Origin of the sequence: Vibrio sp. TRT 1302 (assembly GCF_050113875.1) — a bacterium.
Lineage (GTDB): Bacteria > Pseudomonadota > Gammaproteobacteria > Enterobacterales > Vibrionaceae > Vibrio.
In genome coordinates this window covers 318,487-345,289 of the sequence record NZ_JBNJOF010000003.1, presented here as the reverse complement: position 1 = coordinate 345,289, position 26,803 = coordinate 318,487, and the positions used below count along the sequence as shown (strand labels likewise).

The following is a 26,803-nucleotide window of genomic DNA, read 5'->3' as shown; positions in this document are numbered from 1 at the left end:
TTATGAACAACCAACAACTACATCAAAGAAGAAGTCAGGTCATTGCTCAGGGCATGGGCGCTATGTACCCACTCTATGTTGAGAAAGCCGATAATGCCCACGTGTGGGATATTGAAGGCAACAAATACATCGACTTCGCGGCGGGAATCGCTGTAACCAACACCGGTCACGCTAACAAGCGTATCAGTGAAGCGGTAAAAGCTCAGATTGATAAGTTCTCCCATACTTGTGCCATGGTCACCCCGTATGCCTCGTTTGTTGAATTGGCAGAGAAGCTGACCGAACTTGCTCCGGGTCCATCGGCTAAAAAAGCGATTTTCCTCACCACGGGTGCGGAAGCGGTCGAGAACGCAGTAAAAATCGCTCGAGCTCATACCGGCCGTAGTGGTGTGATTGCATTTAAAGGTGGTTTCCACGGTCGTACTAACATGACCATGGGGCTGACGGGTAAAGTGGCGCCATACAAGGCGGGCTTTGGTCCGTTCCCAAATGAGATTTTCCATGCGCCATATCCGAATGCTTTCCACGGTATTAGCGTCCAGCAGAGTCTACAAGCGATAGAAGATCTGTTTGCTTGTGATATCGAACCATCACGCGTTGCTGCGATCATTTTCGAACCAGTGCAAGGTGAAGGTGGCTTCTATAAGGCACCGAAAGAGTTCGCTCAAGGGCTGCGTCAAGTGTGTGATAAGCATGGCATCATGTTGATTGCCGATGAAATTCAAACGGGCTTTGCGCGTACCGGCAAGATGTTTGCTACTGAGTATCTCGACATTGAGCCTGACATGATGACGATGGCGAAAGGCATCGCGGGTGGTTACCCAATCTCAGCCGTTGTCGGTAAGGGTGATGTTATGGACTCGGCACTGCCGGGTGGTTTAGGTGGCACCTACGCGGGTTCGCCTCTTGGCTGTGCCGCTGGTCTGGAAGTGCTCAAAATTATCGAAGAGCTCGATCTGTGCGCTAAAGCCCAAGGTATTGGTGAAGTGGTTAATGCTCGTATGACAAAACTGCAACAGTCTGTCCCAGCGATTGGCGAAGTGCGTACCTACGGTGCGATGATGGCCATCGAATTTACTGATCCTCAAACAGGTCAGCCTCTTCAGGACATGACCAAAGCGGTGATCAGCAAGGCTCAGGAAAATGGCTTAATTCTGTTGTCATGTGGCGTCAAAGCCAACGTTATTCGTTTGCTTCCACCACTGACAATTGAGCCAGAAGTCCTTGAAGAAGGCTTGGATAAACTCGAGAAGATCATTCTCGAAATCGCTTAAAAATAGAAGACCCGCAATCGCGGGTCTTTTTTTAATCATCAGGTGGAGAGAGCACTAGCTTTACGCGCTGTCTTAATGATAGTCCCCGCTGACTGACCTCTTTCAACATCTCTTGCCACGATTTAAAGGTGACAACTAACGGGTTAAAGCTCTCGACTGGCTTTGTTACTCCGTAGCGTACAGTCTCGACTTCTGGTTCAAAGGTGGCAAACAGTTTGTCCCAGATAATCAAGACGCCAGCATAGTTTTTATCTATGTATTGTGGATTACGGCCGTGGTGAACACGATGATGAGAAGGGGTATTGAAAACCCATTCCAACCATCCCAAGGAGCGGATCCACTGGGTATGAACAAAAAACTGTAAGCCGAGGTTGAGCAACACCGCAAACACCACCCATTTAGGCTCAAACCCGATGATGACTAGGGGAACCCAAAACAGCCACATACCCGCGATGGGATACATTAGGCTTTGGCGAAATGCAGTGCTGAAGTTCATATTCTCTGAACTATGGTGGGCAACATGTGCTGCCCACATCCATCGTACTCGATGACTTGCGCGATGAAACCAGTAGTAGAAAAAGTCCTGCAAGATCAGCAGGAGGATGAAGGTGGTGGCCGTCATCTCGATATCGAATAAACGCCATCCGAACAGCCATAAATAGAGTTTGACGATGATAAGCCCCGTGATCAGATCTGCCAGCTGATGCATGCCAGCTAAGGTAAAGTTACACAACACTTCGGGCAGGTGATAGTGGGCGTTTTCGGGAAGCTTGCCCCGTTTTTGACCAAGTAGATATTCCGCAGCCATTAAGCCAAGAAATATGGGGGCAAGTACGATTAGTAACCACTCTGGGTGATCAATGATTAACTGCAAATCCATAGCTGAGTGACCTGTTCCTTATTGCTACCACTTGGCGTAGTGGTCTTCGGTTAAGCCAAGCACGTTGTTGAGCGTGTGCTGTCGTCCCTCGTTGTCCGTAATCACACCCGAGAAGTGGCCAATGAACTGACGAAAGTTACTCTTGAGTAGCCAAAAATTGAGTTTCTCACTGCGTTTGTTGAGTGGTGTGAAGGTCAGTTCAATCTGACCATTCTCTGAGTAAATATGCCATGGTTGCTCAATATGCTGGCGACTAAATTGAAAATGAACCGGAACCAGTAATTGGCGTTGCCCATTGACCCACAAGGCATTCTCACAACTGCCCGTTTCGTTCACGCCTGCCGCGAGATTCAGCCCTAACGTGGTGTCTTGTATCTCGGTATTGATGCTCGCCCAACGCCAACTGGTTTCGCGACGCATATAGCCTGCGGAAAAGTCGTAGCCCGCCAACGCATGGGTCAAGTTCTGCTCTTCGCCGTCGATTATCAAACGCCCCGTTACCGGTAATGCATTGTGTTTTTGGGTATAAGTCCATCCCGAATAGCCTGTAGGAGTGGTGACGGATAAAGGCAGACTATCAGCTGGTGGATGCAAAAGAACATCAAGCGCTAGGTGACGGCTAGTGGCCTTAATATGCCAGCGACCATGCTCAATAATGAATTGGATCTTGTCTTTGGCGATTGCCGTTTTGCCGTGATAACAAGAGGGCGTCATCTGTTTGTCGAGCGCGAGGGGACGCAGCCAAGTTTGCTCAACCAGAGCGTTGTTGTCGCGGTCATAGAGGTAGCAAAAGGCAGAACTCATATAGCGAATATCCGCTACGGCGATACCAATGATATAGCGAGGCGTGAACAGGCTAACAAACTGAAACTGTTTGTAGTGGAAGTATTTACCTAGTGCACCGATACGGCGATCCATGACATTGCGGTAGTCAAAATACTCAACACCTAACTGTTTGGGTATGCCATCAAAGTGACCATACACTGGCTGTCCGTCTGGTTTGATTAATGTCTCTGGTGCAGGTCTACTCGGATACATTGTCTGTGTACATTTAATTAACATTTGAGCCAGTTTGGTTGATATTTGAGAGGATTGTCAGGTCATTTCCGGTCATTTGCTTTGTGTGGATCACGAATTTTCTCGTCATCATCGGATAAGCTGAGGCAAAGGAGAGTTTTAGTACGTGCAAGTCATCGCCCAATATCAACCTACAGACCATAGGCACCAACTCGGCGTCATGGACATCGCTTTGCTGCTCAATGTGGTGGAAAGCTTCGGTATTAGACCTGAGTCACTCGTCAGAGAGGTGGGTTTAGCCGAGATAGATTGGCACAGTGAACAGAGCCAGATCACCTATGCCGACAAGCTCAAGCTGTTTGCTCATGTTCATCGGCAGTGGCCAAGCCTAGGGTTGGGATTACGGGTGGGAGAGCATGCAACATTAAGTCATTTTGGCATTCTTGGTTATGCGATCCTCAGCAGCAGAACGGTGCAGGATGCGATCAACACGGGCTTTAAATACCTAGACCTTAATGGGCCGGTATTTTCGGTGACGGTTGAAGTGGAAAAAGCGACCGCCGCCATTCGGCTTGAAAATGTCCTTGATGTCGGAGACATGCTGCCATTTTGTAGTGAGTACTTCCTTAGCTCAATAGCCTCTCTATTCTTGGAGCTAACGGGATGCGAGCTTAACGTGACAGCGATTCACCTCCCTTACGCTGCTCCTGAATATCACAGCCAGTATCAGCAGCGCTTTGCTTGTCAGGTGAAGTTCAATCAGGATGAGCTAGTACTGCGGTTTGATGCCGAGCAGTTAGCGCTTCCTTTGACGACTCACAACGCGGATACGTTGAGTCACTATCTCCAATCCTGCGATTCATTGGTATCGGCTCTCCAGTCACCCTACCTACTCACCAATCAAATTAAAGCCACTCTGTACCAAAGTGCGGGGGTGTTTCCGACCATTGAGCGGCTTGCGATTCAGTTCGGATGTTCTGAGAGAACGCTGAGGCGGCAATTGGAACAGTGCCACACGAGTTATCAGCAGCTTTTGAATGAAGTGCGTGCCGATCTGGCTAAGGAGTATCTGGTTGGGACGCGTTTAACGGTAGAAGAGATTGCGTTTCGCCTTGGCTACAGTGATAGCGCTAATTTCCGTCGAGCATTTAAGCGTTGGACAGGAACAACTCCCCAACACTTCAGAACATAAATTTAGCGGCACAGATAGAAAAAATGCCAGCAAAAATGCTGGCATTGGGTCGATAAGTGGATGAGCTTTAAGATTATTCGCTTTCGCGATTAGAAGCCCATACGTACATCAGTTCAAGAGCAATGGTGGCTCCTGCAAGCGCTGTAAGGTCACTTTGGTCATAAGGTGGAGAGACTTCCACTACGTCCATACCAACAACGTTGATGCCAGCTAAACCACGTAGAATCTTCAACACTTTATCTGAGTTCAGACCGCCACAAACGGGTGTTCCTGTACCCGGAGCGAAGGCTGGATCGAGACAGTCGATATCAAACGTCACATACACTGGCTTATCACCAATGATGTCGCGAACACGTGCTACGATGTCTTCTGCGCTCAGATCGTTCGCTTCCATCGCGTTGATAACGTTGAAGCCATGACCATCTTGTTTGTATTCAGTACGGATACCGATCTGAACCGAATGCTTCGGTGAAATCAGCCCTTCGTTTGGCGCATGATAGAACATGGTGCCATGATCATAGCTGCTGCCGTTAGCATAAGTATCGGTATGTGCGTCAAAGTGGATCAGAGCCATCTCACCGTGATGTTTCGCGTAAGCGCGTAAAATCGGCAAAGTGATGAAGTGATCGCCACCCAAAGCTAACATGGTCTTGCCACTTTTTAGGATTTCACTGGTTGCCGCTTCTAAACGGTATGTGAAATCTTCAGCATCACCACAATCAAACACTAAGTCGCCCGCATCGATAACTTTCGCACGATCGAAGACGTTGAAGTTCCATGGGAATTTTTTGCCTTCCCAAGCCAGATTAACTGACGCGCGACGAATCGCATCCGGCCCCATACGTGCACCTGGTCTACCTGATGTCGCCATATCTAGCGGCACACCGAATACCACCAAATCGGCGTCGGCTGAAACAGGGTTGCGCAGGTACGGCTTGCGCATAAAACTCATCGAGTTTGAGTAGAGTGAATAATCAGTCTTAGTGAACAAATCATTCATTTAAAAATCCTCTAAATAGGTGTAACCCGCTAGGCCACCTTCTAATTCTTCTAGAACGGTTTTCTGCTCGCTCGCTTCTACGCGCTCGGCAACCAGTTCACGATAGTGGTGACGAATCTTATCGACGTCGATATGAACGTAACGCATCATGTCCTCAACGGTATCACCCACGTCTATACGTTCAATGACCGTGTTGCCCGTGTCGTCAACAGTGACAACCGCGCTGTGAGTATCACCAAACAGGTTGTGCATATCACCAAGGATCTCTTGGTACGCGCCAACGAGGAAAAAGCCCATTAAGTATGGTTTATCTTTGTTCCAAGCAGGCACTGGCAACGTAGTTTCGATGCCTTGACCTTCAACGTACTGTTCAATTGCACCATCTGAGTCACAGGTGATGTCTAACATGACCGCGCGACGGTCTTCCACATTTTCCAAACCTGATAGAGGCAGAATAGGGAAAACTTGATCGATACCCCAAGCATCCGGTAGAGACTGGAACAGCGAGAAGTTAACAAAGAACTTATCCGCTAGTCGCTCGTTCAGCTCGTCCAGAATTGGGCGATGGAAGCGGTTTTTATTGCTCATTTGGCGGCTTAGTTCGAAGTAAATTCGAAGCGAAAGCTGCTCTGCCCATGCACGTTGCTGAAGATTCAGTACGCCAGTCGCAAACTGAGAATGCACTTCTGCTAAGTCACTTTGAGTATCGTTATAGATCTCGATCAGAGCGCGTGCATCGCTGCCATCTTGGAGGTTTTCCCAGCTACGCCACATATTTTGTAGCAAAGTTGGGTCCTCTGCATCGGGTGCAACCACATGCTCTGGATGATACGCTTCCGTACCAATAACGTTCGTGATCAATACCGCATGATGAGCAGTTAAAGAACGACCTGACTCTGAAATAATAACAGGAACTGGCTGTTCATACTGCTGACATACGTCGCCTACAGTGCTCACGATGTTGCGAGCATACTCGATCAGACCGTAGTTCATCGAGTTTGATGATTGGCTACGAGTACCATCGTAATCAATCGCTAGACCACCACCAATGTCGAAGTATTTGATGCCTGCACCCATCGCACGCAGTTCGCAGTAAAAGCGAGCAGACTCATTAACGCCATTGCGGATATCGCGAATGTTGGCCATTTGTGAGCCAAGGTGGAAGTGCACCAGTTGCATCGCATCTAGCTGATCTTCCTGTTTTAGACGTTCGATAACGGTCAATACTTGTGAAGCGGCTAAGCCGAACTTCGATTTTTCGCCACCGCTTGATTGCCATTTGCCCGCTCCTTGTGAAGCGAGCCGGATGCGGAGACCTAGACGCGGTTTAACGCCTAAACTTTCAGCTTCTTTTAGTACCAAATCAAGCTCAGAAAGCTTCTCTAGTACGATAAAGACTTTGTGGCCCAGTTTCTCGCCGATCAGCGCAAGGCGGATGTACTCTCTGTCTTTATAACCGTTACATACGATCACTGAGCTGGCTTTTTGCGCCAGTGCGAGTACAGCGAGCAATTCAGGCTTACTGCCAGCTTCAAGACCAAGTTGTTTTGTTTCCAACTGAGCTTGGCTTTCCAGAATTTCGTCAACAACTTCTTTTTGCTGGTTAACCTTAATTGGATAAACCAACAAATAGTTATTTTGGTATTGGTTTTCTTCAATCGCTTGGTTAAACGCTTGGCAAATACCATGCACGCGTTGGTGCAAAATCTGTGGGAATCGAACTAGTACTGGCAGGTTGAGTTGCTTTTGCTCTAGCTGCGAAACGATGTTACTCAATGGAATTTGGTGCGCGTTATCGCTGCGAGGTGATACATACACCTCACCCTGGTTGTCGATACCATAGAAGCCTTGGCTCCAGTAGTGAACATTGTAATCAGCGCGAACACGGTCAAGTTTGGAAATGTTTTCCACATCAAATCTCACAAAGACAGAGATAAAAAAACATGATTCAGAATGGCCTGAAATCATACCTGATACGGGGCTGGGTAGGGTTAAAAGCCGTCGTGTCGAGCGCATTAACGGATAAATATTAGCTTGAGTCTAACAAAACAATTTTGTCGCCACGATTGGATATGAACTCTGTGAGTTATATTAGAGACTTTATCTGGACTTAGTGAAATTCAATCGCAAGACTAACCTTTATTTGGCTAGGTTGAACCGCTAAAATGGGCACAAATTGAATAGTGTTGGATGAAACATGGCAAAATTAACACTCCAAGAGCAAATGCTAAAAGCGGGCTTGGTGAACGAGAAAAAGCTTAAAAAAGCGAAGAAAGGTTCTAAAAAATCGCGTGTTCAAGCACGTGAAGTCAAAGCGGCGGTTGAAGAGAATAAACGTCAGCAACAAGAACGTGATAAAGCGCTGAGCAATGAACAGAAAGAACAACGCTTGAGCAAAGAAATTCAGGCGCAAATTAAACAGCTGATCGAGATGAATAAAATCGATCTCAAAGACGGTGACATCAAGTACAACTTTACTGATGGCACGTTAGTAAAATCTCTTTATGTTGAGTCTCTAGTTCGTGATCAACTGGCAAAAGGGATCTTGTCTATTGCGCGTAGTGAAGAGTCTTACGTTGTGATTCCTAGCAGTGTCGCCAAGAAAATTGCGTTGCGTGATGAGAGTGTGATCATTGAGCAGAATGCGCCAGCTGAAGACCTTCCAGCAGAAGATGATCCATACGCTGATTTTGTCGTGCCAGATGATTTGATGTGGTAGAAAAAATACCGACAAATAAAAAACCAGCCACTAGGGCTGGTTTTTTAAAATCTTAAATAGATGACGCTAAGGTCAATCTAAAATTAAGCAGCTACAACGTTAGCAGCTTGTGGGCCTTTTTGACCTTGTTCAACTTCGAAAGATACGTGTTGACCTTCTTTCAGAGTTTTGAAACCTTCAGAAGCGATTGCACGGAAGTGTACGAATACGTCAGCGCCGCCGTTTTCAGGAGTGATGAAACCGAAGCCTTTCTCTTCGTTGAACCATTTAACGATACCAGTAGTTTTGTTAGACATAATCTGTCCCTTATATAAATTGAATTAATCTTCGTTTATGCGCTGAAAATTTGAACTATTTAATGTAACAATGAAGCTAAGGGAAACACAGAGATAACGCCGGTAACGCAGGAATTCTAAGGATTTACTTTTGACTTGCAGTTTCACTAATAACTCTGAATTGCAGAGCGAGGGAAATCTTACCTCATTCCACGCGGTTGTAAAGAGATATTTTGCTAAAATTGATTATTTTTTGTTCAAATTAATATTAAAGCCCTCATTGAGGGCTTTAATTGAGTAAAACGATAACCTAAGAGAAAATCTTTTTATTCCGGAGGCTTAACTTAGATTTTCTTAAAGATGATCGAAGTGTTGATGCCACCAAAGGCGAAGTTGTTACTCATCAGATATTCGACCTCTAACTCTCGACCATTGCCGGTGATGTAATCGAGGTTGCCACACTGCTCATCAAGGGAGTCTAAGTTCAATGTCGGACTGAACCAACCAGTGTGCATCATCTCTAGGCTTAACCACGCCTCAATCGCACCACAGGCCCCAAGAGTATGACCAAAATAACTCTTTAGAGAACTGATTGGCACCTTGCCTAGTGCGTTGGCTGTTGCGTTACTCTCTGCGATATCACCACGATCAGTAGCGGTTCCGTGTGCCGACACATAGTCGATCTGCTCCGCTTTGATGCCTGCATTTTCTAACGCCATCTCCATACAGATTTGCATGGTTTCCATCTGCGGTTGGGTGACATGGGCTGCGTCACAGTTGCTGGCAAAGCCAATGATTTCAGCATAGATCTTAGCGCCGCGAGCCTTAGCATGTTCATACTCTTCGAGAATCAAAGTACCAGCCCCTTCACCAATCACTAAGCCATCGCGATGAGTGTCATAAGGTCTAGGTGTGCTTTTAGGCGCGTCGTTTTTCAAACTGGTAGCAAAAAGAGTATCAAACACCGCGGATTCAGTTGGGCACAGTTCTTCGCCTCCACCCGCAACCATGATGGTTTGATAACCATGCTTGATTGCTTCATAGGCGTAACCAATGGCTTGACTGCCTGAAGTACACGCACTGCTGGTTGGGATCACTCGTCCTTTCAGACCGAAGAACAATCCGACGTTGACCGCGGTTGTATGAGGCATCATTTGTACATAGGTAGTCGCGGTAATTGCTTTGGTCGTTTTGTCATTGAGCATCACGCCAAAGGCACCGATCGCATCGGTACTGCCCGTTGATGAACCGTAGGCAATACCAGTTTGTCCATTCGTCAGAACTTCTGCTCCGATTAGCCCCGCTTGTTGCAGCGCGTTTTCAGTCGCAACGGTCGCCAGTTTAGAGACACGACCCATTCCGCGAACTTGTTTGCGTTTGTAGTGTGTTGGCAATTCAAAATCGTCTACAGGCGCGGCAAGCTTAGTATTAAGGCCTTCGTACTGCTCATAGCTTGGCATGTACTGAGTGGCGTTTTGACACGCTCTGAGTTTTGGTTCTACGGATTGCCAATCGTTACCAAAAGCAGTAACACCAGACATGCCCGTTACGACAACACGACGACTCATACCAGACCTCCGTTAACTGAAATTACTTGGCGAGTAACGTAACCTGCAATATCAGACATTAGATAACTCACCAGACCGGCAACCTCTTCAGGCTCACCCATACGACGAAGTGGAATTTGCGGCATAGCGTGCTCTTTTACATGCTCATCAACCATACCAGTATCAATTAGACCCGGAGCCACACAGTTGACGGTGATTTTTCGCTTCGCCAGTTCAAGTGCTAGGGATTTCGTCGCGCCGATAACGCCCGCTTTTGCTGCACTGTAGTTAGTTTGGCCGCGATTTCCCATCAATCCAGAGACAGAAGCAAGCGTAACAATGCGGCCCCCTTTGCGTTTTTGAACCATTGGCATTACGCATGGGTGAAGCACGTTGTAAAAACTGTCGAGGTTGGTATGGATGACACCGTCCCACTCTTCTTCTGTCATCGCTGGGAATGCTGTGTCGCGCGTAATGCCTGCGTTGTTCACCACACCATAGTAAGCGCCATGCTCTGCGATATCGCTTTCTAGTTTATTTCGGCACTCTTCGCGATTACTGATATCAAACTGGATCAGACGACCATTGCCACCATTTTCGATAATAGTGTCTAAGGTGTGCTGAGCACCTTGTTGGTCACCCATGTAATGAACGGCGATGGTGAACCCATCTTTTGCCAACTGAATTGCGATTGCTTGGCCTATGCCTTTACTTGCGCCTGTAACTAAAACTTGACGGGTCATTGGTGACTCCTGATTTTCATTTCTTGTAATTTTTGTTCTGAAGGTACGTATACATTTAACTGGCAACTCGCGACGGTCTGTTGTTCAAACTCGATACGCGCAGAGAAGACCGCCATACCATTATCTTCCATCATTTTCTCGGCATAGATGTCGAGCAGTTGACCGTTTTGGAACGCATCACAATGGGAAATGTATCGACGGCTCCCAAGCAAGAAGCCGATAGGGGGTTCTGCACCTTGTTGAATGGCGTGATAGCCTGACCAAGCCGCGACGGATTGAGCCATAAACTCAATTCCTACATATGCAGGAAGAGTGCTGGTGTCAGCATTATAAAATGGATTCTTTGCACCAATCTCCACCTGACAGTGGATGGTGTCTTGTTGAATGTCTAGCGCACGATCGATAAGGATCATCGGCTCATCATGCGGCAGTAGCTGTGCGATAGGAGGATAGTTAGTCATGGATGTAACCAAAGATGAGACTGATATTATTGCCACCAAATGCAAACGAGTTGCTTAAAATGGCTTTACCCTGCAATTTGGTCGCCGTTTCAACCAGTGAAACTTCGATATCCGCGGCTTTGTCACGGCAATGCTGAATGGGTAGATCTAAGTCGTAATTCAAAATATGCCATGCAATGGCGGCTTCGGTAGCGCTTGCTGCGCCGAGGGTGTGACCGGTTAGAGGTTTGGTCGAGCTGACCACTACTCGATCGCCAAATAAGCGATGAATCGCTTTGCTTTCCATGCTGTCATTAAGTGGTGTTGCCGTTCCATGGGCATTGATATATCCAATGTCACCTACCGCTAGTCCTGCGTCATTGAGGGCTTTTTGCATCGCTTGCTCTGCACCATTTCCTTCAGGGTGAGGTGCCGAAATGTGGTGGGCATCAGAACTGTCGCCCGCGCCCAACAGAGCGACCTTAGATGGTTGATAACTCAACAACATCAAGGCGGCTGATTCTCCAATATTGATACCGTCTCTTGCTTGGCTAAATGGCTGGCAAAGTGTATTTGAAAGTGCTTCCAGACCATTAAAACCGTTGAGAGTTAAGCGGCAAAGCGTATCTACGCCGCCGACGATGACTGCATCGACGAGTCCGCTACGCAGTAATCGTTGCGCTGTGATAAATACGCGACCACTGGACGAACATGCGGTAGAGATTGCGTAACATGGCCCTGTGATCCCGAAGTAGGCAGCAACAAAGTCACTGGTGTTGCCTAGCTCCTGCTTACGATAGTGGTAGTGTTCAGGGAAGACTCCACTCTCAAGTTTCTGTCGATATGCGATCTCGCCATCGGCAATCCCAGAGGTGCTGGTTCCTATGACAACGGCAACTCTTGACGGGCCAAACTCATCGATCGCTAAGCGAACCTTATGCTCAATTTGCTTTATTGCTGAGAGAGCCAATCGATTGTTGCGTGTATCAAACTCCGCGAGCTGAGAAGGGAGCTCTGGAAGTGGGTCATCAATACGACCGACTACGGTGGAAGTACCCGTATTGAGGATATGGTCATCGACCACCATATTTGAGGCTCGTTGGCCGGACAGGCACAGATGTATCTGGGATACGTCTGATCCCATCGCGGAATGAAAGCCACAGTCTTGAATAAAAATCGGTTTAGAAACGTGTGTCAGCATGATGGCTATCTAGTTGGGGCTGTACTAAATTGCAGCGTTTTTATTTTTACAGTGTAGTTGTCGATTAAGTGATTAAAGGTAATTTCACCCACTAGCCTGTCCTTGTTGCTGTAATGGATGTCAATGACCTTTTCACCGACGCTATCGAATATCGCTCTGGAATTGCTTCCATCAATCATTTGCCACCTTACCTTATTTAGAGGGGCTTCCCAAGCAGAACTCGGCCAGAGCGTGATCATCAGATTAAATAGCACTTGTTCTGGTTGTGGCAAGACGCCTCCAAGACCGCTCATCACATCCGTTGAAATGCTATCGTTTTGATAGGTAAGGGACAAAATCCGTGTTCCCCAAGAAGAAAAACCAGCTAGAACCAGTTTATCTTGCGAGACTTGCAATTGTACGGGCAATTGCTCGCTACGAGTTTGCTCTCCGTTTTGCCACTGCGCTTCAATTAATTGGCTAGCCGTCAGTGAATAGCCTAGCGACGCAGGGATCGGTAGGTTTACTTGGGTCTGCTTGGCGACCACTACGGTTGGAGTTGTACTTTGCGGAGTGGAACTGCAAGCGCTCAGTACGACCCCAAGCATTATTGAGCACAGTGTTTTCGCCAAAGTGGTGCGCTTCATTGTTTCTCCTCATTAATTGCGAGTGGAGACAGCAGCCAAGCGACAAAAATTCCGCTAAGAACTGTAATTCCAAAGCTATGAATGGCGTGTGTCTGGCTCAGTGACAGTAACCCGAAAGAGAGTAACGTTGTCAGAGCGGATAAAGTGATCGCCAGTAATGTACTTGGACTACGCGCTTTTTCAGCAAAAAATAGTGTGTAGTCGATGCCAATCCCAATTATGAGAATAAGTGCGAGTAAATTGAACAAATTTAGGGTTGAACCGAGCATTGCAGCTGTCGCTATTCCCACAAGACAAGCAATCAGGGAAGGGATGAGTATTAGCACTGCGTGTTTGAGACCGTAACGTTTGACCAGTAAACCACTAATCACCGCGAGGGCGATGACCAATAGCTCAATGACTTTGACGCGGTACTCGCCAAACAGAGTAGAGATCTCTTCTGCCTTATTGAGGTAGCTTATTTCGGGATGAGCGAGTGCAAATTGTTTCACGATTTCGACATTGTTGAGTTTAGAGAGTACAACGATCGCGGCCACTTGTTGCTCAATCTTCCCTACATATAAGAAGCGCACAGGCTCAGAGACAATCTGCTGCAAATACTCTTGCAGAGTGACCGGCTTAAACGGTTCTGCTAGTAAGGGCACAGATGTGAGCTTAAGTGTATCGCTCAGTTTGTCCCCCTGTGACGCGTACAGATTTTCGATTAACTGGTAATCACTCTGTTGACGCGCGATAGAACCAAGATATTGAGTCAGACTTTGATAACCTTCAATCGAGCCCTCTTGTTTCCATTGGTCTAGGGTCGAATGGAGTGATTCAAGGCGCTGCATTAATGACTCATCATCATTGGCGGTCACGACGAACATCTGTTGGGAAGATTGCAGCCCACTGATTTCGTTGATCTGCTGCTCCTGCAATTTGAGGCTATCTGGCATGGCCTGAAGTTGACGGATATCGTCATCGTAGTGCAGCGCAGTCAGAGGAAATAATGTGGCAACTAAACAGATTGCTGGCATGGTTAGTTTAAAGCTCGGTTTTTCCCATTGCGCCAGCCAGCGTTGCCATAGCCAGTTGCCCGGTAAAGGTCGAGACGCGGTGGGGCGTTTGGCTAGAATCGGATACCAAGCGACAACCGTAGCGTAGGCTGCAATTAAACCAATCGACGAGAATAGGGCAAGTTGCTGTAGACCTGGGAAAGGTGCGATCAGCATACCCAGATATCCTATCAAACTGGTGACCAGTCCCATCGAAATGGCCGCAAGGATATGTTTCAGCCCTTTACGGCTATCCCAACTGTGTCCAGCAGCAAGGCGTTCCGTAAGGTAATGGAATGCGTAGTCTATCGAGACACCAATCAGACTGGCACCAAACACCAGACTAAACAGATGTACTCGCCCAAACAGCTCGGTGGTGACAGCAAGGGCCGCGACTAAACCGATGCTGATCGATAGCAGCGCTAGCATCAGTGGCGCGCCACTTCTGAATACGCCGATCACCAAAACGATGACACCCAATAGCGAAAAAAGACCAATGGTGCTGATTTCTGATTTCGCACTCTTAGTTCCAAACTCGGCGTAGAAGAGCACACCCGTGTGGAGCGTCTGAGCCTGATACTTCGTGGACAGTTGCTGCTCTATATCAACAATTTGGGATACACCCTCTTGGGCATTGAGGCTGTAAGGAGAATCTTTGAGTGTTGCCGTGATCAGCACATACTTCTGATTTTGATGCTGAGTTGTCAGGTATCCGTTGTCGATGCTAAAGGCGGAACTTTGTTGAGTTAACTGGCCAAGATAGTCACGAAACAACAAAAATGGATCGCTGGCGAGTTCATTGCCAGTGACGCCAGAAAATGGGTTATAGATCGATTGGACGACGTACTGAACCTGAGCCTCCGGTGTTGCCATGAGACGTTGGCGTTGCTCGGATGTGAGCTGTTGGAAACGGTGCTGAAAATAGTAGCTCGCCCACTGCTTCTGTTGCTCGGCTGACACTTTTCCAGTGACTTCCGTAAACAGTCCAGTATCGGACAGAGCCTCCTCAAGAGCATTAGCCGCAGCAAAAAGCTGGTCGTCTTTCTGAGTGCGAAGAACAAAGACGACTTTATCGCTGAAGTTATTCGAAACGGTTTCAAACGCTTGCTCAGCAATGGGGTTTTGCTGGTTTTCTGGCAGCAACTTTAAGATGTTGGTCTCAATGGGAGATTGAGCTGACCAAATCCACTGTTTAGCCAGCAGGGCAAGAAAAAGCAACACTAGGCCAAGCCAAGCTATTGCTATGTTCTTGCCACCTAAGCTTTGGCGGATTGCATCGTCAGAAACTGAATTGCGCTTGTTCCGCATCACTTAGGCTCTCTGGCTGATGAGTCTGGTTGGTAAAGAGAATTTCGGTCTTGTCACCACGAATTTCCTGCAATATCAGGCCATCAATATCCTGCTCTCCTGTCAGGGTTATAGACTCGAATACTGAGTTTAGAGGGGCTTGTTTTGGTGTTAGCCTAAGCGTCCATTGTCCTTCGTTGATGGCAAAATTCAGATCAAACTGCTCTTGTAGTGCTTCCGTATCACCATGGAAAACCGCTAGGAATACATGGCTAAAATAGAACGCCATTGGGTTCTCTTTTGCCGTGATAATCTGAGGCGCTTGTCCGGCAAATGTTTGGCGTAGCTTATCTTGTGTCAGAACTAACTGAACAGGGAAGGGTGTAGTTTGTTGCCACAATAACCCTTGTGCTTTGTTTAGCGTGAACTTTCCTTGCGAACTTAACGGTTGTTCAAACATCTCAAGATGACGAAGTTGAGTAAAGTCACCGCGAACAGTTGCGCTTTTGGCTAACTCGGTTTGCAGCGAGGAAAGATCCGTCACTTGCGCCCAGCTAAAGGGGGAGAGTGCTAATAAAGCGATCATTAACCACTTTTTCATTGAGCGATTCTCCCGTGTTGATGCCAATGCTCAATTTTATCGATAAAGATCTTCGGTGAAGCAAAGCACATTTCCTGTTCTTTGATACTGACTGCAACTTGTGTGGTGTGCGCTTTACACATTCTCGCACCAGTTTCAGCATCGAAGATTAGGTAATCGACACGCAGTCGATTCTCCCACTCAGTCAGTTTGGCGGTTACGCGAATCTGATGATTGAAAGGAATCGCTTTCACGTACTTAACGCGCGTATCTATGATTGGCCACATGTAGCCAGATTCATTCATCGCGAGATAACCGTAGTCGATCTTCTCCATCATGACGCGGCGCGCTTCTTCAAAAAAGCGAAAGTAGTTGCCGTGGTAAATCACACCCATAGGGTCAGCGTCTTGAAACGAGGTGACCAAAGTCACCTCAGATTCGAGTGGAAATTGGATTGCTTGCTCCATTAAGCCTCCGGATAGAGTGACCAGTGGCGTTGCTGAATTCGAGCAATAAAGTGGCGAAGGTCGTGCTCAAGTGGACGATCTTCTACGACAAATTCAAATTCATTTAATACCGCATCACGAATCATCTTGAGGTTGTCACTCATATGGTGCTCATCAAGTTCATTGTGACGGCGACGAATCTCTACGGCCTGAATACTTGCAAGCAACGACGCCGCAGCGACTTGTTCGGTCAATTCGAGGACACGCAAACAGTCACGAGCGGCAATCGTACCCATACTGACCTTGTCTTGGTTGTGACATTCAGTTGAGCGAGAGAAAACGCTGGCTGGCATGGTGTGCTTCAACGCTTCTGCTGTCCAAGCTGAAATACCTATCTGCACTGCTTTGAAGCCGTGATTGATCGGTTTACGTTCACCCTCTGCTCCCGTTAGGTTAAATGGCAAGCCATTGTTGAACTTATAGTCCATGAGTTGTGCCATTTGACGATCGAGCAGATCCGCAAGGTTAGCGATGCCCGTCTTGAGGGTATCCATCGCCATAGCAATATGACCGCCATAGAAGTGGCCGCCATGCAGCACGCGTTCGTTTTCACCGTCAATGATTGGGTTATCGTTAGCGCTGTTCAGTTCGTTTTCGATCATTGAGCGTAGCCACGGCAGTGAGTCCTGAACGACACCAATCACATGCGGTGCACAACGGAGTGAATAACGGTCTTGTAGACGGTCACTGTTGCGCGGAGGACGTTCGGCGTTGAGATCGGCACGGAGCCATGCAGCAACTTGCTGTTGACCAGGGTGAGGTTTCACCGCAAATAGTGCTTCATCAAAGTGAAAGTCATTGCCATGCATTCCGACGGAAACCATCGCGGTGATCTTGGTACACAGTTGAGCAAGATATTCTGCGCGTTTGTATGCCAAACAAGCGAGAGCGGTCATGACTGACGTGCCATTCATCAGGGCGAGGCCCTCTTTAGGTTTAAGATGAATAGGGTCAATGCCTAACTCGGCGTAGACTTCAGCGGTAGGGCGGACTTCACCTTTATAGATGACCTCTCTTTCCCCAATCAGAGCGGCAGCAAGATATGAGAGTGGTGTTAAATCACCGCTTGCACCTACTGAGCCTTCTTGTGGGATACGAGGAGAAATGTCTTGGTTGATAAGAGTAACGATCTGGTTGAGCAAATCGTGTGTTACCCCAGAAACCCCTTGGGCTAATGAACATAATCGTGTGGCGAGCACGGCTCGCGCCTGTTCGTGCGATAGTACTTCGCCTAGACCACAGCCATGGAAACGGGTGAGGTGAAGCGGAAGTTCATCGACTAGGTTCGGTGGAATCGCAACCGTGCAAGAGTCACCATAACCTGTGGTTACGCCGTAAATGACGCCTTCCTCTTTCAACAATCGTTCAAGAAACTGAACACCTTTGTCAATTTTAGTGGTGAATTCTGGTGAGTTATTGAGGCTAGCATTGGCACCTTGGGCAATGGCAACTACATCTTCTATGCTCAGCGCCTGTGCGCCAAACGTAATGGTGTTATCGTTTTGCATCGTCATCTTGCTGATTACTTAATGTCCAAAAATTGAAAAAATTATACCACTGCAGTGGCGCTTGCAGGGTGTAGTGTTGCAGACGTTGGGCATAGTCTTGCACAACCTGTTGTAATGCTGCTTGTCGCTCTTTGCGTGGCAGCACGATTTGTTCTCTAAACGGCTCAAAGTAGACGTTAAAATGCGGTTTATCGCTACTGTCATCGCGAAGTCCAAACAGTAGATAAACGGGGGCTTTCAAAATAGCCGCCAGCATAAAAGGCCCTTGCGGGAAAGGCGCTGGTTTACCGAGAAAATCTGCCCACACCGAACGGCTCTCTTTGCTGGTCGATGTGCGATCACCAACGATCACAATCCATTCACCTTGCTCAATTTTTTGCTGTAAGAGAATCGCCGTATCGGGCCCCATAGAGCTGACCTGAATCAGATTGAGCTCAGAACTAGGGTTAACCGCTTTCATCACGCTGTTAAAGCGTTCCGCATGCTCAGTAAACACCAAGGCATTGATCTTGATATGAGAATGGCGACGCCCAAGCGCACGACACAATTCGATATTACCCAGATGAGAGCCGAGAATAACAACCCCTTGTTTGTTATCGACCATACGTTGAAAGTTTTCCTGACCATGAATGGTTAGGTTCTCGACACTGAAGTCACCCTTCCAAGCCGCTAATTTATCAAGCATGGTATGACCAAACGACAGCAGGTGATGATAGCTGTCGAGTTTTTCTGGTAACGCGAAAGAGTGCTGCTGTGCGTACGACTTGAGTTGCGAGAGGTAAATTTCTGATGCTTGCTTTGCATCCTTACCGACGAGATGATAATAGCCAATGACCACTTTCAGGATCAGATTAAAGACTTTGCGACCCAGCAAACTATAGATCGCCAGCAACAGCTTAATACCGAAGATCGTGCCTTGCTCTTGTCGTTTCGACCAGTGCGGCTGATCATCACTGTTGTTTTTTCGGCGCTTACGGGCGATTAGCTGGGGGATTCTCGGCAGCATGCCGAAAAACAGTCGCGTATGCATCCAACTGATTTTGACGTTATCCCAAAGCGCATCAAAATGGGATATTCCCCCCTCAGGGTAGATGACGCGAGTTTCAACAAACTCAATATCAACGCCTTCCCAATACATTCGTACAAGGATTTCGATGTCGAAGTCCATCCGTGTACCAATGTCATATTTGTCTAGCACAGCGATGGTCTTGTTGACGGGATAGGCACGAAAGCCGCACATGCTGTCTTTGATGGTCAGAGATAGTGTTTCGATCCAGACCCAAACATGAGTGGCATAGCGACCGTATAAACGAGCCTTTGGAACGCTATCATCATAAATAGGTTGGCCAGAAACCAAACAATCAGGATTGTGTTGTGAGCATGAAATCAGTGCGGGTAAGGCGTCAATGTCATGCTGCCCGTCAGCGTCAATCTGAATCACATGGCTGTAATTCAGTTGATGCGCGTGGCGGATCCCTGCCATCACAGCGCCGCCTTTGCCTTGGTTTTGCGCCAGTGTTACTAAGGTAACATTGTCTTGCTCAGCGACGTCGATAAGAGCCTGTTTGGTGTTCGCATTGCTACCGTCATCAACAATAATAAAAGGTAAATCAAAAGGTTTCAGTGATGACACCACAGCAGCAATAGTGCTCCCATGGTTATAGCAAGGGATAAGAAAACAGGGCTGGTAATTGTCCACCTTAGCCCCCTAGTTTCATTTTTCCGGATGAGTGGATAACCAGTTGCTCGTTGTGAATCGAGCTGTATTTAAAGGTCAGCTTTTGTTTTTCATCGTCCCAGATTAGCTCTAAGGTAATCTGTGCATCAGGAAGGATGGGTTCTTGAAATTTAATCACTTCCATGCCTTTAAATGTCGGTGGAGTATTGAGGTACTCAATCGCATAAAAGAGTGCCCAGTCAATTTGACTGACTCCCGGTAAAAGCGGGAAATGGCTAAAGTGACCACGAAAATCCAAGATATCCGCATCAACCTTAGCGCTAAGGGTGGCTTGGTTACCTTGAATGACAACATTTGTGATCGTTGGTTTTCTTTTATCCATGGTGCTACTTAATGTTTATGATTGGAACAATTTTTCAATGTCAGCGACTTGGCGCTTCCCCTGACTATTTAGTGGCACTTCATCGACAACACGGTACTTACGTGGAATCGCGATTGGCTCTAGCCAGTTGCGTAACGCTTGACGAAGAGCAATCCAGAATTTGCCTTTTCCGAGTCGTGTTATCTCCTGTTCACCAGCCGGAGTTAAGACGATAACCGCGCACAGTGCGATACGGTTACCTTCGCTTTGCGGTATAACCGCACTTTCCTCGATCCAGTCGAGCTGTTCAAGACGTTTCTCGACTTCGACCAGAGAAATCCTTTTTTCTTCTACTTTGACAATACGATCGGTACGTCCTTTCAGCTCAAAACAGACTGTATCATGGAAGTGGCATTCGTCGGCAGTTTGGTACCAGTTATCGCCGTCAATGTGGGGCGCTCTTAATCGCAGACAACGCTCACTGTTAAGCTGCGCTTCGACACTTGGAAACAGTCTCCATGGTGTGGTTGGCACAGCTTGTTTGCGGTGAGCGATTCCCCCAGTCTCTGTGCTGCCAAACACTTCGATTGGCAGTGAACCGAATAGTTCTTGGCTATGCAGGGCAGCACTGTGTGTCAGCGGTCCTCCAGAAGAGAAGATGGCGCGCAGTGGAGCGCTATCATGTTCTTCACTCAGGCGCTTTAATAACGCAGGACTGCTGATAAGCACGGTGTCATCACTCGCGTGGTGAACGAGCTGTTCAGGAAACTCAAGGTTGTGTACCGCGAATGGACGCCCTGAACATAATGGCCATAACAGGCGAAATAGTAGGCCATAAATATGTTGATGCGACACCGTACTCTCAATTCGAGAGCCAGTTAGCTGACTGCCCCATAGTGACTCGAGAATGGCGATTTCGCTATCTAGCTGGCGCAGGGTTTTAACTATCGCCTTTGCTTTGCCACTTGAACCTGAGGTAAATAAGGTCAGGGTCACTGAGTCGACATCAAGGGGTGACCATAAATATGGCGTTGGCTTTGACAACGGTTCTACTGAGCAGTTGAGTAACAACGAAGGAACAGACTCGACAACGGGAACCCTGTCATCGTGGAGCAGTAGATCGAAGTGAGAGTGTAATTCACGTACCGCTTCAGGTTGATAATTGCCAGGTAACACCAGACGTTTGTTGGCGTAGCAGACGGCAAAAAAACCAACCGCAAACAGATAGCTGTTTGCGCAGCACAACGCGATTTTCTCAGCGTTGTGTTGGTTCAAAAGAGTTTGAAAGCGCTCAATATCTGCTTGGAACTGCATCCAGCTAAAGGTGTTTTGTTCTGCAAATGCGACAGGATAAAGGCTTGGGCGCTGGGCACAAAGCAGATCATTGAGCGAGCAAAAGTCAGCTTGGTCAAGGTACATGATGTCTATCGGTCCTTTCGGATAAACTGGCGAACAACCCACTCAACAGCAAACAATGAACCCGCGAGTAAGTAACTGATCAGACCGTTATATAAGGTCCAAAGTTCCATGGAGTGAAAGCAGGTGTAAAGTGCGAATAGTCCATTTAAGGTAAAGAAACCGCACCAAACCGCCGTCACTTTACGTGTGTATTGTACGCCACTCGGAGGTAACTCAGGCTCTTGCAGCCGCGCCAATCGTTCGATGATGGTTTGTGGCTGCTTAAAACTGCTGGCGAACACCACCAACATACACAGGTTGACCACCACAGGATAAAACGTCAGCCAACCATGCTGCTTAAACAACATGCCAATGGCGACCAAGGAGATTCCGGTTACCGCACTGATTTGAGCAACGTACTTGAGTTCTTTCAATTGGCTGCGTTGGACACTGAGCAGTCGAACTCCCAAGGCGGCGATAAGCAGTATCCCCACCAAGGAAAAGCCATATTTTTCAATGCCGAAGTAGACAGCGAATGGGTAGGCGAGCAGGACAACTGCAGACAGAATTGTCAGCAATTGACGCATTAGGCTTCCTTCAGAAGCTCTGTGACCGCATTGACCACGTCATCAACTGTACGCACGGTACTGAATTCCGCAGGTTTGATTTTCTTGCCAGTTACGTTTTGCAGATGAACCACGAGATCGACAGCATCGATGCTATCAAGGTCGAGATCTTGATACAGATGGGCTTCAGGAACGATATCTGATGCATCGATTTCAAAAAGCTCTTCAAGTGCGTCTTTAACTTGCTCAAATACTTGCTGTTTATTTACGTCTGTCATGAAAGTACCTACTCATTACTCACTGATTTGCGAAGAGATATAGTTTGCCAGATTGCTTACAGATGCAAAATGTTCACGAGTATTGGAATCATCTGCGTCAATGACAATGTTGTACTTCTTCTTAATCGCTAGACCGAGTTCGAGGGCATCGATTGAGTCTAAGCCTAGACCATCGCCGAATAGTGGAGCGTCCGTTTCAATCTCTTCGACAGTTAGGTCTTCTAGATTAAGCGCATCAATTATAAGTTGTTTGATTTCGTTATGTAGTTTTTCCACGTGGACCTACTTGTGACTTGGGTTTTCTGGAAAGAGTGTCTCTGATAAATGCTGCTGCAAGCGTCTGGCAGCAAGTGTCGGAGACGTAGTTTGCTCTATAAAGGGCTTAACCTCAACTTTATCCTTAACCTCTACTAGGAAAAAAGGCTTAGTTGGGGGGACTTGATACCACTTTTTCTCTTTTGTGAGAAAGCTCGGAGAAACGGTGATGTGAATGATGCGCAAATCTCGACCAGTGCGGACGGCAATTTGCGCAGCACCACGTTGAAGTTTGGATTCAACGCCAGGTGTTGTTCGCGTACCTTCAGGAAAAACTAATAAAACATTTCCTTGTTCAAAGCGTTGTTCACATATTGCCAATAAATCGTCTGGCGTTTCATTTGGAATATAACCCGCCGCTTTGACAATATGCTTCATAAACGGGTTGGCCCATATCGCTGATTTTACGAGGCAATCGCAGCGCTCTAGCTGAGAGGCTATTAAAACGTAATCTATGAGACTTGGATGATTAGCAACAATTAAGCAATTTCTATCATTTTGCAAAATGTCAGCACCTAGGATTTTATAATCAATGGCGCCGGTAAACTTCATCAGCTTGCAGAAAAAGTTAAATGATCGCTGTATCGTATTCTGAACTTTATATTCTCTGGTCGTTTTATCACGGTACAATATGCGAATAGTAGGAATAACAATAAAGCTTAGCGCTAATCCACCTAAGCCAAATACTGAAAAACAGAATCCAGTTGCGAACACGCGCCAATATTGGCCTAACTTAATCATTTTCGTTGCCAATTCCAGATTTGATTGTTGGCACAAATAGCCCACTCATTTCGCTCTGAAACGAACTGACGAATAAACTCTAACCCTTGAGGTAGAGAATGGGGCTGGCTGCTATCGTTACTTTGTTTCGAGATTTGGTAGTGCTTTCCAGCCGACAACACCAAGCCCAGTCCATAGCCTTGATACTGCTGATGTTCATATTGCTGATAGGCTTCTGGGACTGGTTCATCAAAATCGACAACCAGTACTTTATGATCTGGATGATCATTGAGATAAAGCCATGCCTCAAGCAAGGCACTTTGAAACGTATTTTCAGCTGCTGCAATTGAGGTTAGAGGAATGGTTTTTTTGGTTGCGATGGTAGCAAGTCCGGCTGCGGTATTATGCACGGACTGGGAAAAAGCCATTGGAGAAGCTTCTTCGCCACGTAAGATATCACCCACTAAAGCAATACTGCGGTGCAGTTCTCCGTGGCGGCTGGCAAAAACCAGATAATCAATCTCGTGTTCATTTAGCAGTTCAATGCTCGTTTGAACCGCGAGTTTGCTTAAATGACTCATTCTGCGGCGCATCATCGGCGGTATGGCAGAGCAAATCAGTGTACCTTCTTGCGGCCATTCCAAGTTATTTGCCCAGCTTTCCCAATTTTGAGACGTGGAAAGTCCGTTAGAATGCGCGAGCCATGCATCGATGTTAAATGAGATATTGATTTCTGAATTTGGCATAAAAATTTGAATTGTTGTTTTTACAGCGAAATACTATTGCAGACTTACACTTAATTAAGGAAATAATAATATGTCATCATTTAAGTTACTCGGCTCACTTTTGTTAGCGTTATTACTTGTTGGTTGTGGGCGAGTTCAGCCTGTAATGAATGTTGAGGATACTCCAGTTGGATATAATCTTCAAAGCAAACAAGTTAAGATGGCGATAATGCAAGCTGCGACGAATCGTGGTTGGATTGTCGAAGAAGTGAGTCCAACAGAATTGAACGCAAAAATTCATGTTCGTGACCACTACGCTGAGATCAAAATCCCATTTAGCGACAAATTTTACTCAATAATTTATCTCAACTCAGAAAACCTAAAAGAGAACGGTGGCAAAATTCACCGTAACTACAACCGTTGGATAAACAATCTAAACGTAGATATTAAACGTCAGTTAGCGTTAACAGCTTCTGGTCAGTAATTAATTAGCAACTAATAGTTAGGTTTTTCGTGGTAAACAAAATTAAAGATCCATTCAACGCACTAGAGGCGAAGACAGAAGCTCAAAAGCTTTCATTTGCACCGATTGTGTTTCAAACTGCGCGTACATTGCGTGACTTAGGTATTTTAACTGCACTTGATGATGCAGGCAGTGAAGGCATAGATGCTGCCGCGATTGCACAAAAAACCGACGTTTCAGAGTATGGCGTAAAAGTGCTACTCGATATGGCCATCAGTGCGGACATTGTTTTATGGCAAAAACCTAACTATTCATTAGCCAATCTAGGCTTTTTTATTCTCCACGATGGCATGACTAACGCCAACATGGATTTCACCGCAGACGTTTGTTATGCGGCGATGATGCACTTAACTGAATCGATAGTAGAAGGTAAGCCCGCTGGGCTGAAAGAGTTGGGTGAATGGGAGACGATTTATCAAGGCCTCTCACAATTGCCAGAAAGAGCTAAGCAAAGCTGGTTTAAATTTGATCACTTCTACTCCGATCGCTCTTTCCCTGTTTTACTTCAAGAAGTCTTTAAATCACAGCCAAAGCAGATCGTTGATATCGGTGGTAACACGGGTAAATGGGCGATGCAGTGCTGTGGATATGACAATGATGTTCAGGTCACCATTGTCGACCTACCTCAGCAATTGGAAATGGCTATGGCCAATGCAGTGCAGCACGGTTTTGAACAGCGTGTTACGCCTTTCCCTGCCAATATGCTCGACAAACAGCAAACGCTGCCTGCTCAAGCAGATATCTGGTGGATGAGCCAGTTCCTAGACTGTTTCTCTCCGATGGAAATCTTGAGTATCTTGAAACGTGTGAAGCAACAACTTCGTCCTGGCGATGCCGTCTATATTCTAGAGTTGTTTTGGGATGCACAGAAATATGATGCCGCATCGTATAGTCTAAACGCGACCTCGCTATACTTCACCTGTTTAGCCAATGGCAATAGCCGCTTTTATCGTAGCGATGATTTTCTGGAGATTGTCGAAGAGGCGGGCTTAGCAGTGATTGAGAGAACGGATAATATCGGACTCGGTCACACCTTATTAAAGCTGACGTCAAAATAGTCGCTTTATCTGAACATGAGCAATATAAAAAATAATGATGAATAAAGAATTTACTCAAGTTGTTGTTGTCGGTGCCGGGCCCTCTGGTTCTACCGTTTCTGCGCTGCTCAATGCGCAAAATATCAAAGTCATTGTGATTGAAAAGGCCGAGTTCCCTCGCTTTTCGATTGGAGAAAGTTTGCTGCCAGCGTGTATGGAAGTGGTCGAGCAGGCTGGAATGCTAGAGGCCGTAAACGCATACGGCTTCCAATATAAAGATGGCGCCGCATTTAGACGCAATGGTGTCTATACCCAATTCAACTTTACTGAAAAGTTCAGCAGTGGCCCGGGAACCACATACCAAGTTCAGCGTGGTAACTTTGACAAAGTACTTGCCGATAGTGCTGCACAACAAGGTGTCGAAATTCGTTACAAACATGAACTGACGGCACTCGAATTCATTGACCAGCGCTCGCTGCTTACGGTCACGGATCATCAAGGTAATCCCTATCAGATAGAAGCTGATTATGTGCTCGATGCCAGTGGCTTTGGACGCGTTCTACCAAGAATGCTCGATCTTGAAGAGCCATCGTGTCTTCCACCACGTAAAGCGATTTTCACGCATATCGTTGACAATATCGACGTTGAAGACATGGAGTATGACCGCAATAAGATTCTGATCTCTGTCCATCCTGACAATCATGATGTTTGGTACTGGCTAATTCCTTTTTCTAATGGCGTGTGCTCATTTGGTATTGTTGGTGAGCCTGAGTTCTTCGACAAGTACCCTCAAGACAAGATAGAGGCAATTAAACAACTGGCTAGTGAAGAGCCGGGTTTGGCTCGCTTGTTGGCGAATTCTGAGTATCCTAACCCTGCCGGCGAACTCGGTGGTTATTCTGCCAACGTTAAACATCTTGCGACATCGCACTACGCGTTGCTTGGTAACGCGGGCGAATTTCTTGATCCCGTGTTCTCTTCTGGCGTGACCATTGCCATGAAATCGGCACACTTTGCGGCAGAGTGTATTGTTCGTCAGCTCAGTGGACAGGCCGTGGATTGGCAAAAAGAGTATGCGGAGCCTTTGATGGTTGGCGTTAACACCTTCAGAACCTACGTCGAGGGTTGGTATAACGGCACACTACAAGATGTGATCTTCTATCAGCGCCCAAACCCGCGTATTAAAGAGATGATTAGCTCAATCTTGGCTGGATATGCTTGGGATACTGAGAACCCATATGTCAAAAATAGCCAGCAACGATTGGCGACATTGGCGGAATTGGTTAGAGAAGACAAAAACGTCTAGATATTGATACGGCTCAAGGTTCGGATTGGCTAAATAGGCCATTTCTGCTCATACTTTCAGTGTGAAA

28 protein-coding genes are annotated in these 26,803 nt (G+C 46.8%); 6 read left to right on the top strand and 22 right to left on the bottom strand.

Annotation, left to right across the window (positions count from 1 at the left end; all coding sequences use genetic code 11):
- The first annotated feature begins 2 nt into the window (after positions 1-2).
- Entirely contained in the window at positions 3-1,274 is a 1,272-nt protein-coding gene (gene gabT, locus ACQEXP_RS06685) for a 4-aminobutyrate--2-oxoglutarate transaminase (RefSeq protein WP_426968958.1), read from the top strand.
- A gap of 31 nt (positions 1,275-1,305) precedes the next feature.
- On the opposite strand, the gene ACQEXP_RS06680 is transcribed toward gabT, so the two are convergent.
- Together ACQEXP_RS06680 and ACQEXP_RS06675 are read right to left on the bottom strand one after the other, a co-directional pair.
- Positions 1,306-2,154 carry a sterol desaturase family protein gene (locus ACQEXP_RS06680; RefSeq protein ID WP_426968956.1) on the bottom strand — a complete coding sequence of 283 codons (849 nt, stop codon included), beginning with the start codon at positions 2,152-2,154 and terminating at the stop codon, positions 1,306-1,308.
- A gap of 24 nt (positions 2,155-2,178) precedes the next feature.
- Positions 2,179-3,192 carry a DUF2804 domain-containing protein gene (locus tag ACQEXP_RS06675; protein ID WP_426968954.1) on the bottom strand — a complete coding sequence of 338 codons (1,014 nt, stop codon included), beginning with the start codon at positions 3,190-3,192 and terminating at the stop codon, positions 2,179-2,181.
- A gap of 145 nt (positions 3,193-3,337) precedes the next feature.
- On the opposite strand from ACQEXP_RS06675, the gene ACQEXP_RS06670 reads away from it, so the two are divergent.
- Entirely contained in the window at positions 3,338-4,363 is a 1,026-nt protein-coding gene (locus ACQEXP_RS06670) for an AraC family transcriptional regulator (protein ID WP_426968953.1), read from the top strand.
- A 73-nt stretch (positions 4,364-4,436) separates the two neighbouring features.
- Here the strand turns inward: ACQEXP_RS06670 and speB are convergent, their stop codons facing one another.
- Positions 4,437-5,363: an agmatinase gene (speB, locus tag ACQEXP_RS06665; RefSeq protein ID WP_138971150.1), complete on the bottom strand. Its 927-nt coding sequence runs from the start codon at positions 5,361-5,363 to the stop codon at positions 4,437-4,439.
- Entirely contained in the window at positions 5,364-7,331 is a 1,968-nt protein-coding gene (speA, locus tag ACQEXP_RS06660) for an arginine decarboxylase (protein ID WP_426968952.1), read from the bottom strand.
- A 229-nt stretch (positions 7,332-7,560) separates the two neighbouring features.
- Here speA and ACQEXP_RS06655 point away from each other — a divergent pair, with 229 nt between their 5' ends.
- Positions 7,561-8,082 (top strand): DUF2058 domain-containing protein, encoded by a 522-nt coding sequence (locus ACQEXP_RS06655; protein ID WP_426968950.1) that lies wholly within the window; start codon positions 7,561-7,563, stop codon positions 8,080-8,082.
- An 83-nt stretch (positions 8,083-8,165) separates the two neighbouring features.
- Here the strand turns inward: ACQEXP_RS06655 and cspE are convergent, their stop codons facing one another.
- The 18 genes from cspE to ACQEXP_RS06565 form a co-directional block, all read right to left on the bottom strand.
- Entirely contained in the window at positions 8,166-8,378 is a 213-nt protein-coding gene (cspE, locus tag ACQEXP_RS06650; RefSeq protein WP_138971153.1) for a transcription antiterminator/RNA stability regulator CspE, read from the bottom strand.
- Between the two features lie 323 nt (positions 8,379-8,701).
- Complete coding sequence (locus ACQEXP_RS06645) at positions 8,702-9,925, bottom strand: beta-ketoacyl-ACP synthase (protein ID WP_269375235.1); 1,224 nt, start codon at positions 9,923-9,925, stop codon at positions 8,702-8,704.
- Positions 9,922-10,647: a 3-ketoacyl-ACP reductase FabG2 gene (locus ACQEXP_RS06640; RefSeq protein ID WP_269375234.1), complete on the bottom strand. Its 726-nt coding sequence runs from the start codon at positions 10,645-10,647 to the stop codon at positions 9,922-9,924. Before ACQEXP_RS06640 ends, ACQEXP_RS06645 begins: the two co-directional genes overlap by 4 nt.
- The gene (locus tag ACQEXP_RS06635) at positions 10,644-11,108 is read right to left on the bottom strand and encodes a hotdog family protein (RefSeq protein ID WP_426968949.1); all 465 of its coding nucleotides are present in this window, start codon (positions 11,106-11,108) and stop codon (positions 10,644-10,646) included. The genes ACQEXP_RS06640 and ACQEXP_RS06635 overlap by 4 nt, the downstream gene beginning before the upstream one ends.
- The gene (locus tag ACQEXP_RS06630) at positions 11,101-12,288 is read right to left on the bottom strand and encodes a beta-ketoacyl-[acyl-carrier-protein] synthase family protein (protein WP_426968948.1); all 1,188 of its coding nucleotides are present in this window, start codon (positions 12,286-12,288) and stop codon (positions 11,101-11,103) included. The genes ACQEXP_RS06635 and ACQEXP_RS06630 overlap by 8 nt, the downstream gene beginning before the upstream one ends.
- 5 nt (positions 12,289-12,293) lie before the next feature.
- Positions 12,294-12,914, bottom strand: coding sequence for a DUF3261 domain-containing protein (locus ACQEXP_RS06625; RefSeq protein ID WP_426968947.1), 621 nt, complete (start codon positions 12,912-12,914; stop codon positions 12,294-12,296).
- Positions 12,911-15,256, bottom strand: a complete 2,346-nt coding sequence (locus ACQEXP_RS06620) for an MMPL family transporter (RefSeq protein WP_426968945.1) — start codon at positions 15,254-15,256, stop codon at positions 12,911-12,913. Before ACQEXP_RS06620 ends, ACQEXP_RS06625 begins: the two co-directional genes overlap by 4 nt.
- Complete coding sequence (locus ACQEXP_RS06615) at positions 15,228-15,836, bottom strand: LolA family protein (RefSeq protein ID WP_426968943.1); 609 nt, start codon at positions 15,834-15,836, stop codon at positions 15,228-15,230. The genes ACQEXP_RS06620 and ACQEXP_RS06615 overlap by 29 nt, the downstream gene beginning before the upstream one ends.
- Positions 15,833-16,282: an acyl-CoA thioesterase gene (locus tag ACQEXP_RS06610; protein WP_426968942.1), complete on the bottom strand. Its 450-nt coding sequence runs from the start codon at positions 16,280-16,282 to the stop codon at positions 15,833-15,835. Before ACQEXP_RS06610 ends, ACQEXP_RS06615 begins: the two co-directional genes overlap by 4 nt.
- Positions 16,282-17,835 carry an HAL/PAL/TAL family ammonia-lyase gene (locus ACQEXP_RS06605; protein ID WP_426968941.1) on the bottom strand — a complete coding sequence of 518 codons (1,554 nt, stop codon included), beginning with the start codon at positions 17,833-17,835 and terminating at the stop codon, positions 16,282-16,284. Before ACQEXP_RS06605 ends, ACQEXP_RS06610 begins: the two co-directional genes overlap by 1 nt.
- Positions 17,816-19,528 carry a glycosyltransferase family 2 protein gene (locus tag ACQEXP_RS06600; protein WP_426968939.1) on the bottom strand — a complete coding sequence of 571 codons (1,713 nt, stop codon included), beginning with the start codon at positions 19,526-19,528 and terminating at the stop codon, positions 17,816-17,818. Before ACQEXP_RS06600 ends, ACQEXP_RS06605 begins: the two co-directional genes overlap by 20 nt.
- A 1-nt stretch (position 19,529) precedes the next feature.
- A complete protein-coding gene (locus ACQEXP_RS06595) occupies positions 19,530-19,889 on the bottom strand; it encodes a 3-hydroxyacyl-ACP dehydratase (protein ID WP_426968938.1) in 360 nt (119 codons plus the stop codon).
- 15 nt (positions 19,890-19,904) lie between these two features.
- Complete coding sequence (locus tag ACQEXP_RS06590) at positions 19,905-21,287, bottom strand: AMP-binding protein (RefSeq protein WP_426968936.1); 1,383 nt, start codon at positions 21,285-21,287, stop codon at positions 19,905-19,907.
- A 5-nt stretch (positions 21,288-21,292) separates the two neighbouring features.
- Positions 21,293-21,853 (bottom strand): hypothetical protein, encoded by a 561-nt coding sequence (locus ACQEXP_RS06585; protein ID WP_269375224.1) that lies wholly within the window; start codon positions 21,851-21,853, stop codon positions 21,293-21,295.
- Positions 21,853-22,110: an acyl carrier protein gene (locus ACQEXP_RS06580; RefSeq protein ID WP_269375223.1), complete on the bottom strand. Its 258-nt coding sequence runs from the start codon at positions 22,108-22,110 to the stop codon at positions 21,853-21,855. The genes ACQEXP_RS06585 and ACQEXP_RS06580 overlap by 1 nt, the downstream gene beginning before the upstream one ends.
- Before the next feature lie 15 nt (positions 22,111-22,125).
- Positions 22,126-22,386 carry a phosphopantetheine-binding protein gene (locus ACQEXP_RS06575; RefSeq protein WP_006879085.1) on the bottom strand — a complete coding sequence of 87 codons (261 nt, stop codon included), beginning with the start codon at positions 22,384-22,386 and terminating at the stop codon, positions 22,126-22,128.
- Positions 22,387-22,392: 6 nt separating this feature from the next.
- A complete protein-coding gene (locus tag ACQEXP_RS06570; protein ID WP_426968934.1) occupies positions 22,393-23,166 on the bottom strand; it encodes a lysophospholipid acyltransferase family protein in 774 nt (257 codons plus the stop codon).
- Entirely contained in the window at positions 23,163-23,891 is a 729-nt protein-coding gene (locus tag ACQEXP_RS06565; protein WP_426968933.1) for a beta-ketoacyl synthase chain length factor, read from the bottom strand. The genes ACQEXP_RS06570 and ACQEXP_RS06565 overlap by 4 nt, the downstream gene beginning before the upstream one ends.
- A gap of 70 nt (positions 23,892-23,961) precedes the next feature.
- Here ACQEXP_RS06565 and ACQEXP_RS06560 point away from each other — a divergent pair, with 70 nt between their 5' ends.
- Genes ACQEXP_RS06560 through ACQEXP_RS06550 form a run of 3 tightly spaced genes read left to right on the top strand, consistent with a single transcriptional unit; the run spans position 23,962 to position 26,736 of the window.
- Complete coding sequence (locus ACQEXP_RS06560) at positions 23,962-24,354, top strand: hypothetical protein (RefSeq protein ID WP_269375220.1); 393 nt, start codon at positions 23,962-23,964, stop codon at positions 24,352-24,354.
- Positions 24,355-24,383: 29 nt separating this feature from the next.
- Positions 24,384-25,451: a methyltransferase gene (locus ACQEXP_RS06555; protein WP_426968931.1), complete on the top strand. Its 1,068-nt coding sequence runs from the start codon at positions 24,384-24,386 to the stop codon at positions 25,449-25,451.
- A 37-nt stretch (positions 25,452-25,488) separates the two neighbouring features.
- Positions 25,489-26,736, top strand: coding sequence for an NAD(P)/FAD-dependent oxidoreductase (locus tag ACQEXP_RS06550; protein ID WP_426969063.1), 1,248 nt, complete (start codon positions 25,489-25,491; stop codon positions 26,734-26,736).
- Positions 26,737-26,803: the final 67 nt, after the last annotated feature.

Coding starts and splice junctions, on each gene's coding strand:
- gabT (WP_426968958.1), top strand. CDS start 3: ATGAACAACCAACAACTACATCAAAGAAGAAGTCAGGTCATTGCTCAG.
- ACQEXP_RS06680 (WP_426968956.1), bottom strand. CDS start 2,154: ATGGATTTGCAGTTAATCATTGATCACCCAGAGTGGTTACTAATCGTA.
- ACQEXP_RS06675 (WP_426968954.1), bottom strand. CDS start 3,192: ATGTATCCGAGTAGACCTGCACCAGAGACATTAATCAAACCAGACGGA.
- speB (WP_138971150.1), bottom strand. CDS start 5,363: ATGAATGATTTGTTCACTAAGACTGATTATTCACTCTACTCAAACTCG.
- speA (WP_426968952.1), bottom strand. CDS start 7,331: ATGATTTCAGGCCATTCTGAATCATGTTTTTTTATCTCTGTCTTTGTG.
- ACQEXP_RS06655 (WP_426968950.1), top strand. CDS start 7,561: ATGGCAAAATTAACACTCCAAGAGCAAATGCTAAAAGCGGGCTTGGTG.
- cspE (WP_138971153.1), bottom strand. CDS start 8,378: ATGTCTAACAAAACTACTGGTATCGTTAAATGGTTCAACGAAGAGAAA.
- ACQEXP_RS06645 (WP_269375235.1), bottom strand. CDS start 9,925: ATGAGTCGTCGTGTTGTCGTAACGGGCATGTCTGGTGTTACTGCTTTT.
- ACQEXP_RS06640 (WP_269375234.1), bottom strand. CDS start 10,647: ATGACCCGTCAAGTTTTAGTTACAGGCGCAAGTAAAGGCATAGGCCAA.
- ACQEXP_RS06635 (WP_426968949.1), bottom strand. CDS start 11,108: ATGACTAACTATCCTCCTATCGCACAGCTACTGCCGCATGATGAGCCG.
- ACQEXP_RS06630 (WP_426968948.1), bottom strand. CDS start 12,288: ATGCTGACACACGTTTCTAAACCGATTTTTATTCAAGACTGTGGCTTT.
- ACQEXP_RS06625 (WP_426968947.1), bottom strand. CDS start 12,914: ATGAAGCGCACCACTTTGGCGAAAACACTGTGCTCAATAATGCTTGGG.
- ACQEXP_RS06620 (WP_426968945.1), bottom strand. CDS start 15,256: ATGCGGAACAAGCGCAATTCAGTTTCTGACGATGCAATCCGCCAAAGC.
- ACQEXP_RS06615 (WP_426968943.1), bottom strand. CDS start 15,836: ATGAAAAAGTGGTTAATGATCGCTTTATTAGCACTCTCCCCCTTTAGC.
- ACQEXP_RS06610 (WP_426968942.1), bottom strand. CDS start 16,282: ATGGAGCAAGCAATCCAATTTCCACTCGAATCTGAGGTGACTTTGGTC.
- ACQEXP_RS06605 (WP_426968941.1), bottom strand. CDS start 17,835: ATGACGATGCAAAACGATAACACCATTACGTTTGGCGCACAGGCGCTG.
- ACQEXP_RS06595 (WP_426968938.1), bottom strand. CDS start 19,889: ATGGATAAAAGAAAACCAACGATCACAAATGTTGTCATTCAAGGTAAC.
- ACQEXP_RS06590 (WP_426968936.1), bottom strand. CDS start 21,287: ATGTACCTTGACCAAGCTGACTTTTGCTCGCTCAATGATCTGCTTTGT.
- ACQEXP_RS06585 (WP_269375224.1), bottom strand. CDS start 21,853: ATGCGTCAATTGCTGACAATTCTGTCTGCAGTTGTCCTGCTCGCCTAC.
- ACQEXP_RS06580 (WP_269375223.1), bottom strand. CDS start 22,110: ATGACAGACGTAAATAAACAGCAAGTATTTGAGCAAGTTAAAGACGCA.
- ACQEXP_RS06570 (WP_426968934.1), bottom strand. CDS start 23,166: ATGATTAAGTTAGGCCAATATTGGCGCGTGTTCGCAACTGGATTCTGT.
- ACQEXP_RS06565 (WP_426968933.1), bottom strand. CDS start 23,891: ATGCCAAATTCAGAAATCAATATCTCATTTAACATCGATGCATGGCTC.
- ACQEXP_RS06560 (WP_269375220.1), top strand. CDS start 23,962: ATGTCATCATTTAAGTTACTCGGCTCACTTTTGTTAGCGTTATTACTT.
- ACQEXP_RS06550 (WP_426969063.1), top strand. CDS start 25,489: ATGAATAAAGAATTTACTCAAGTTGTTGTTGTCGGTGCCGGGCCCTCT.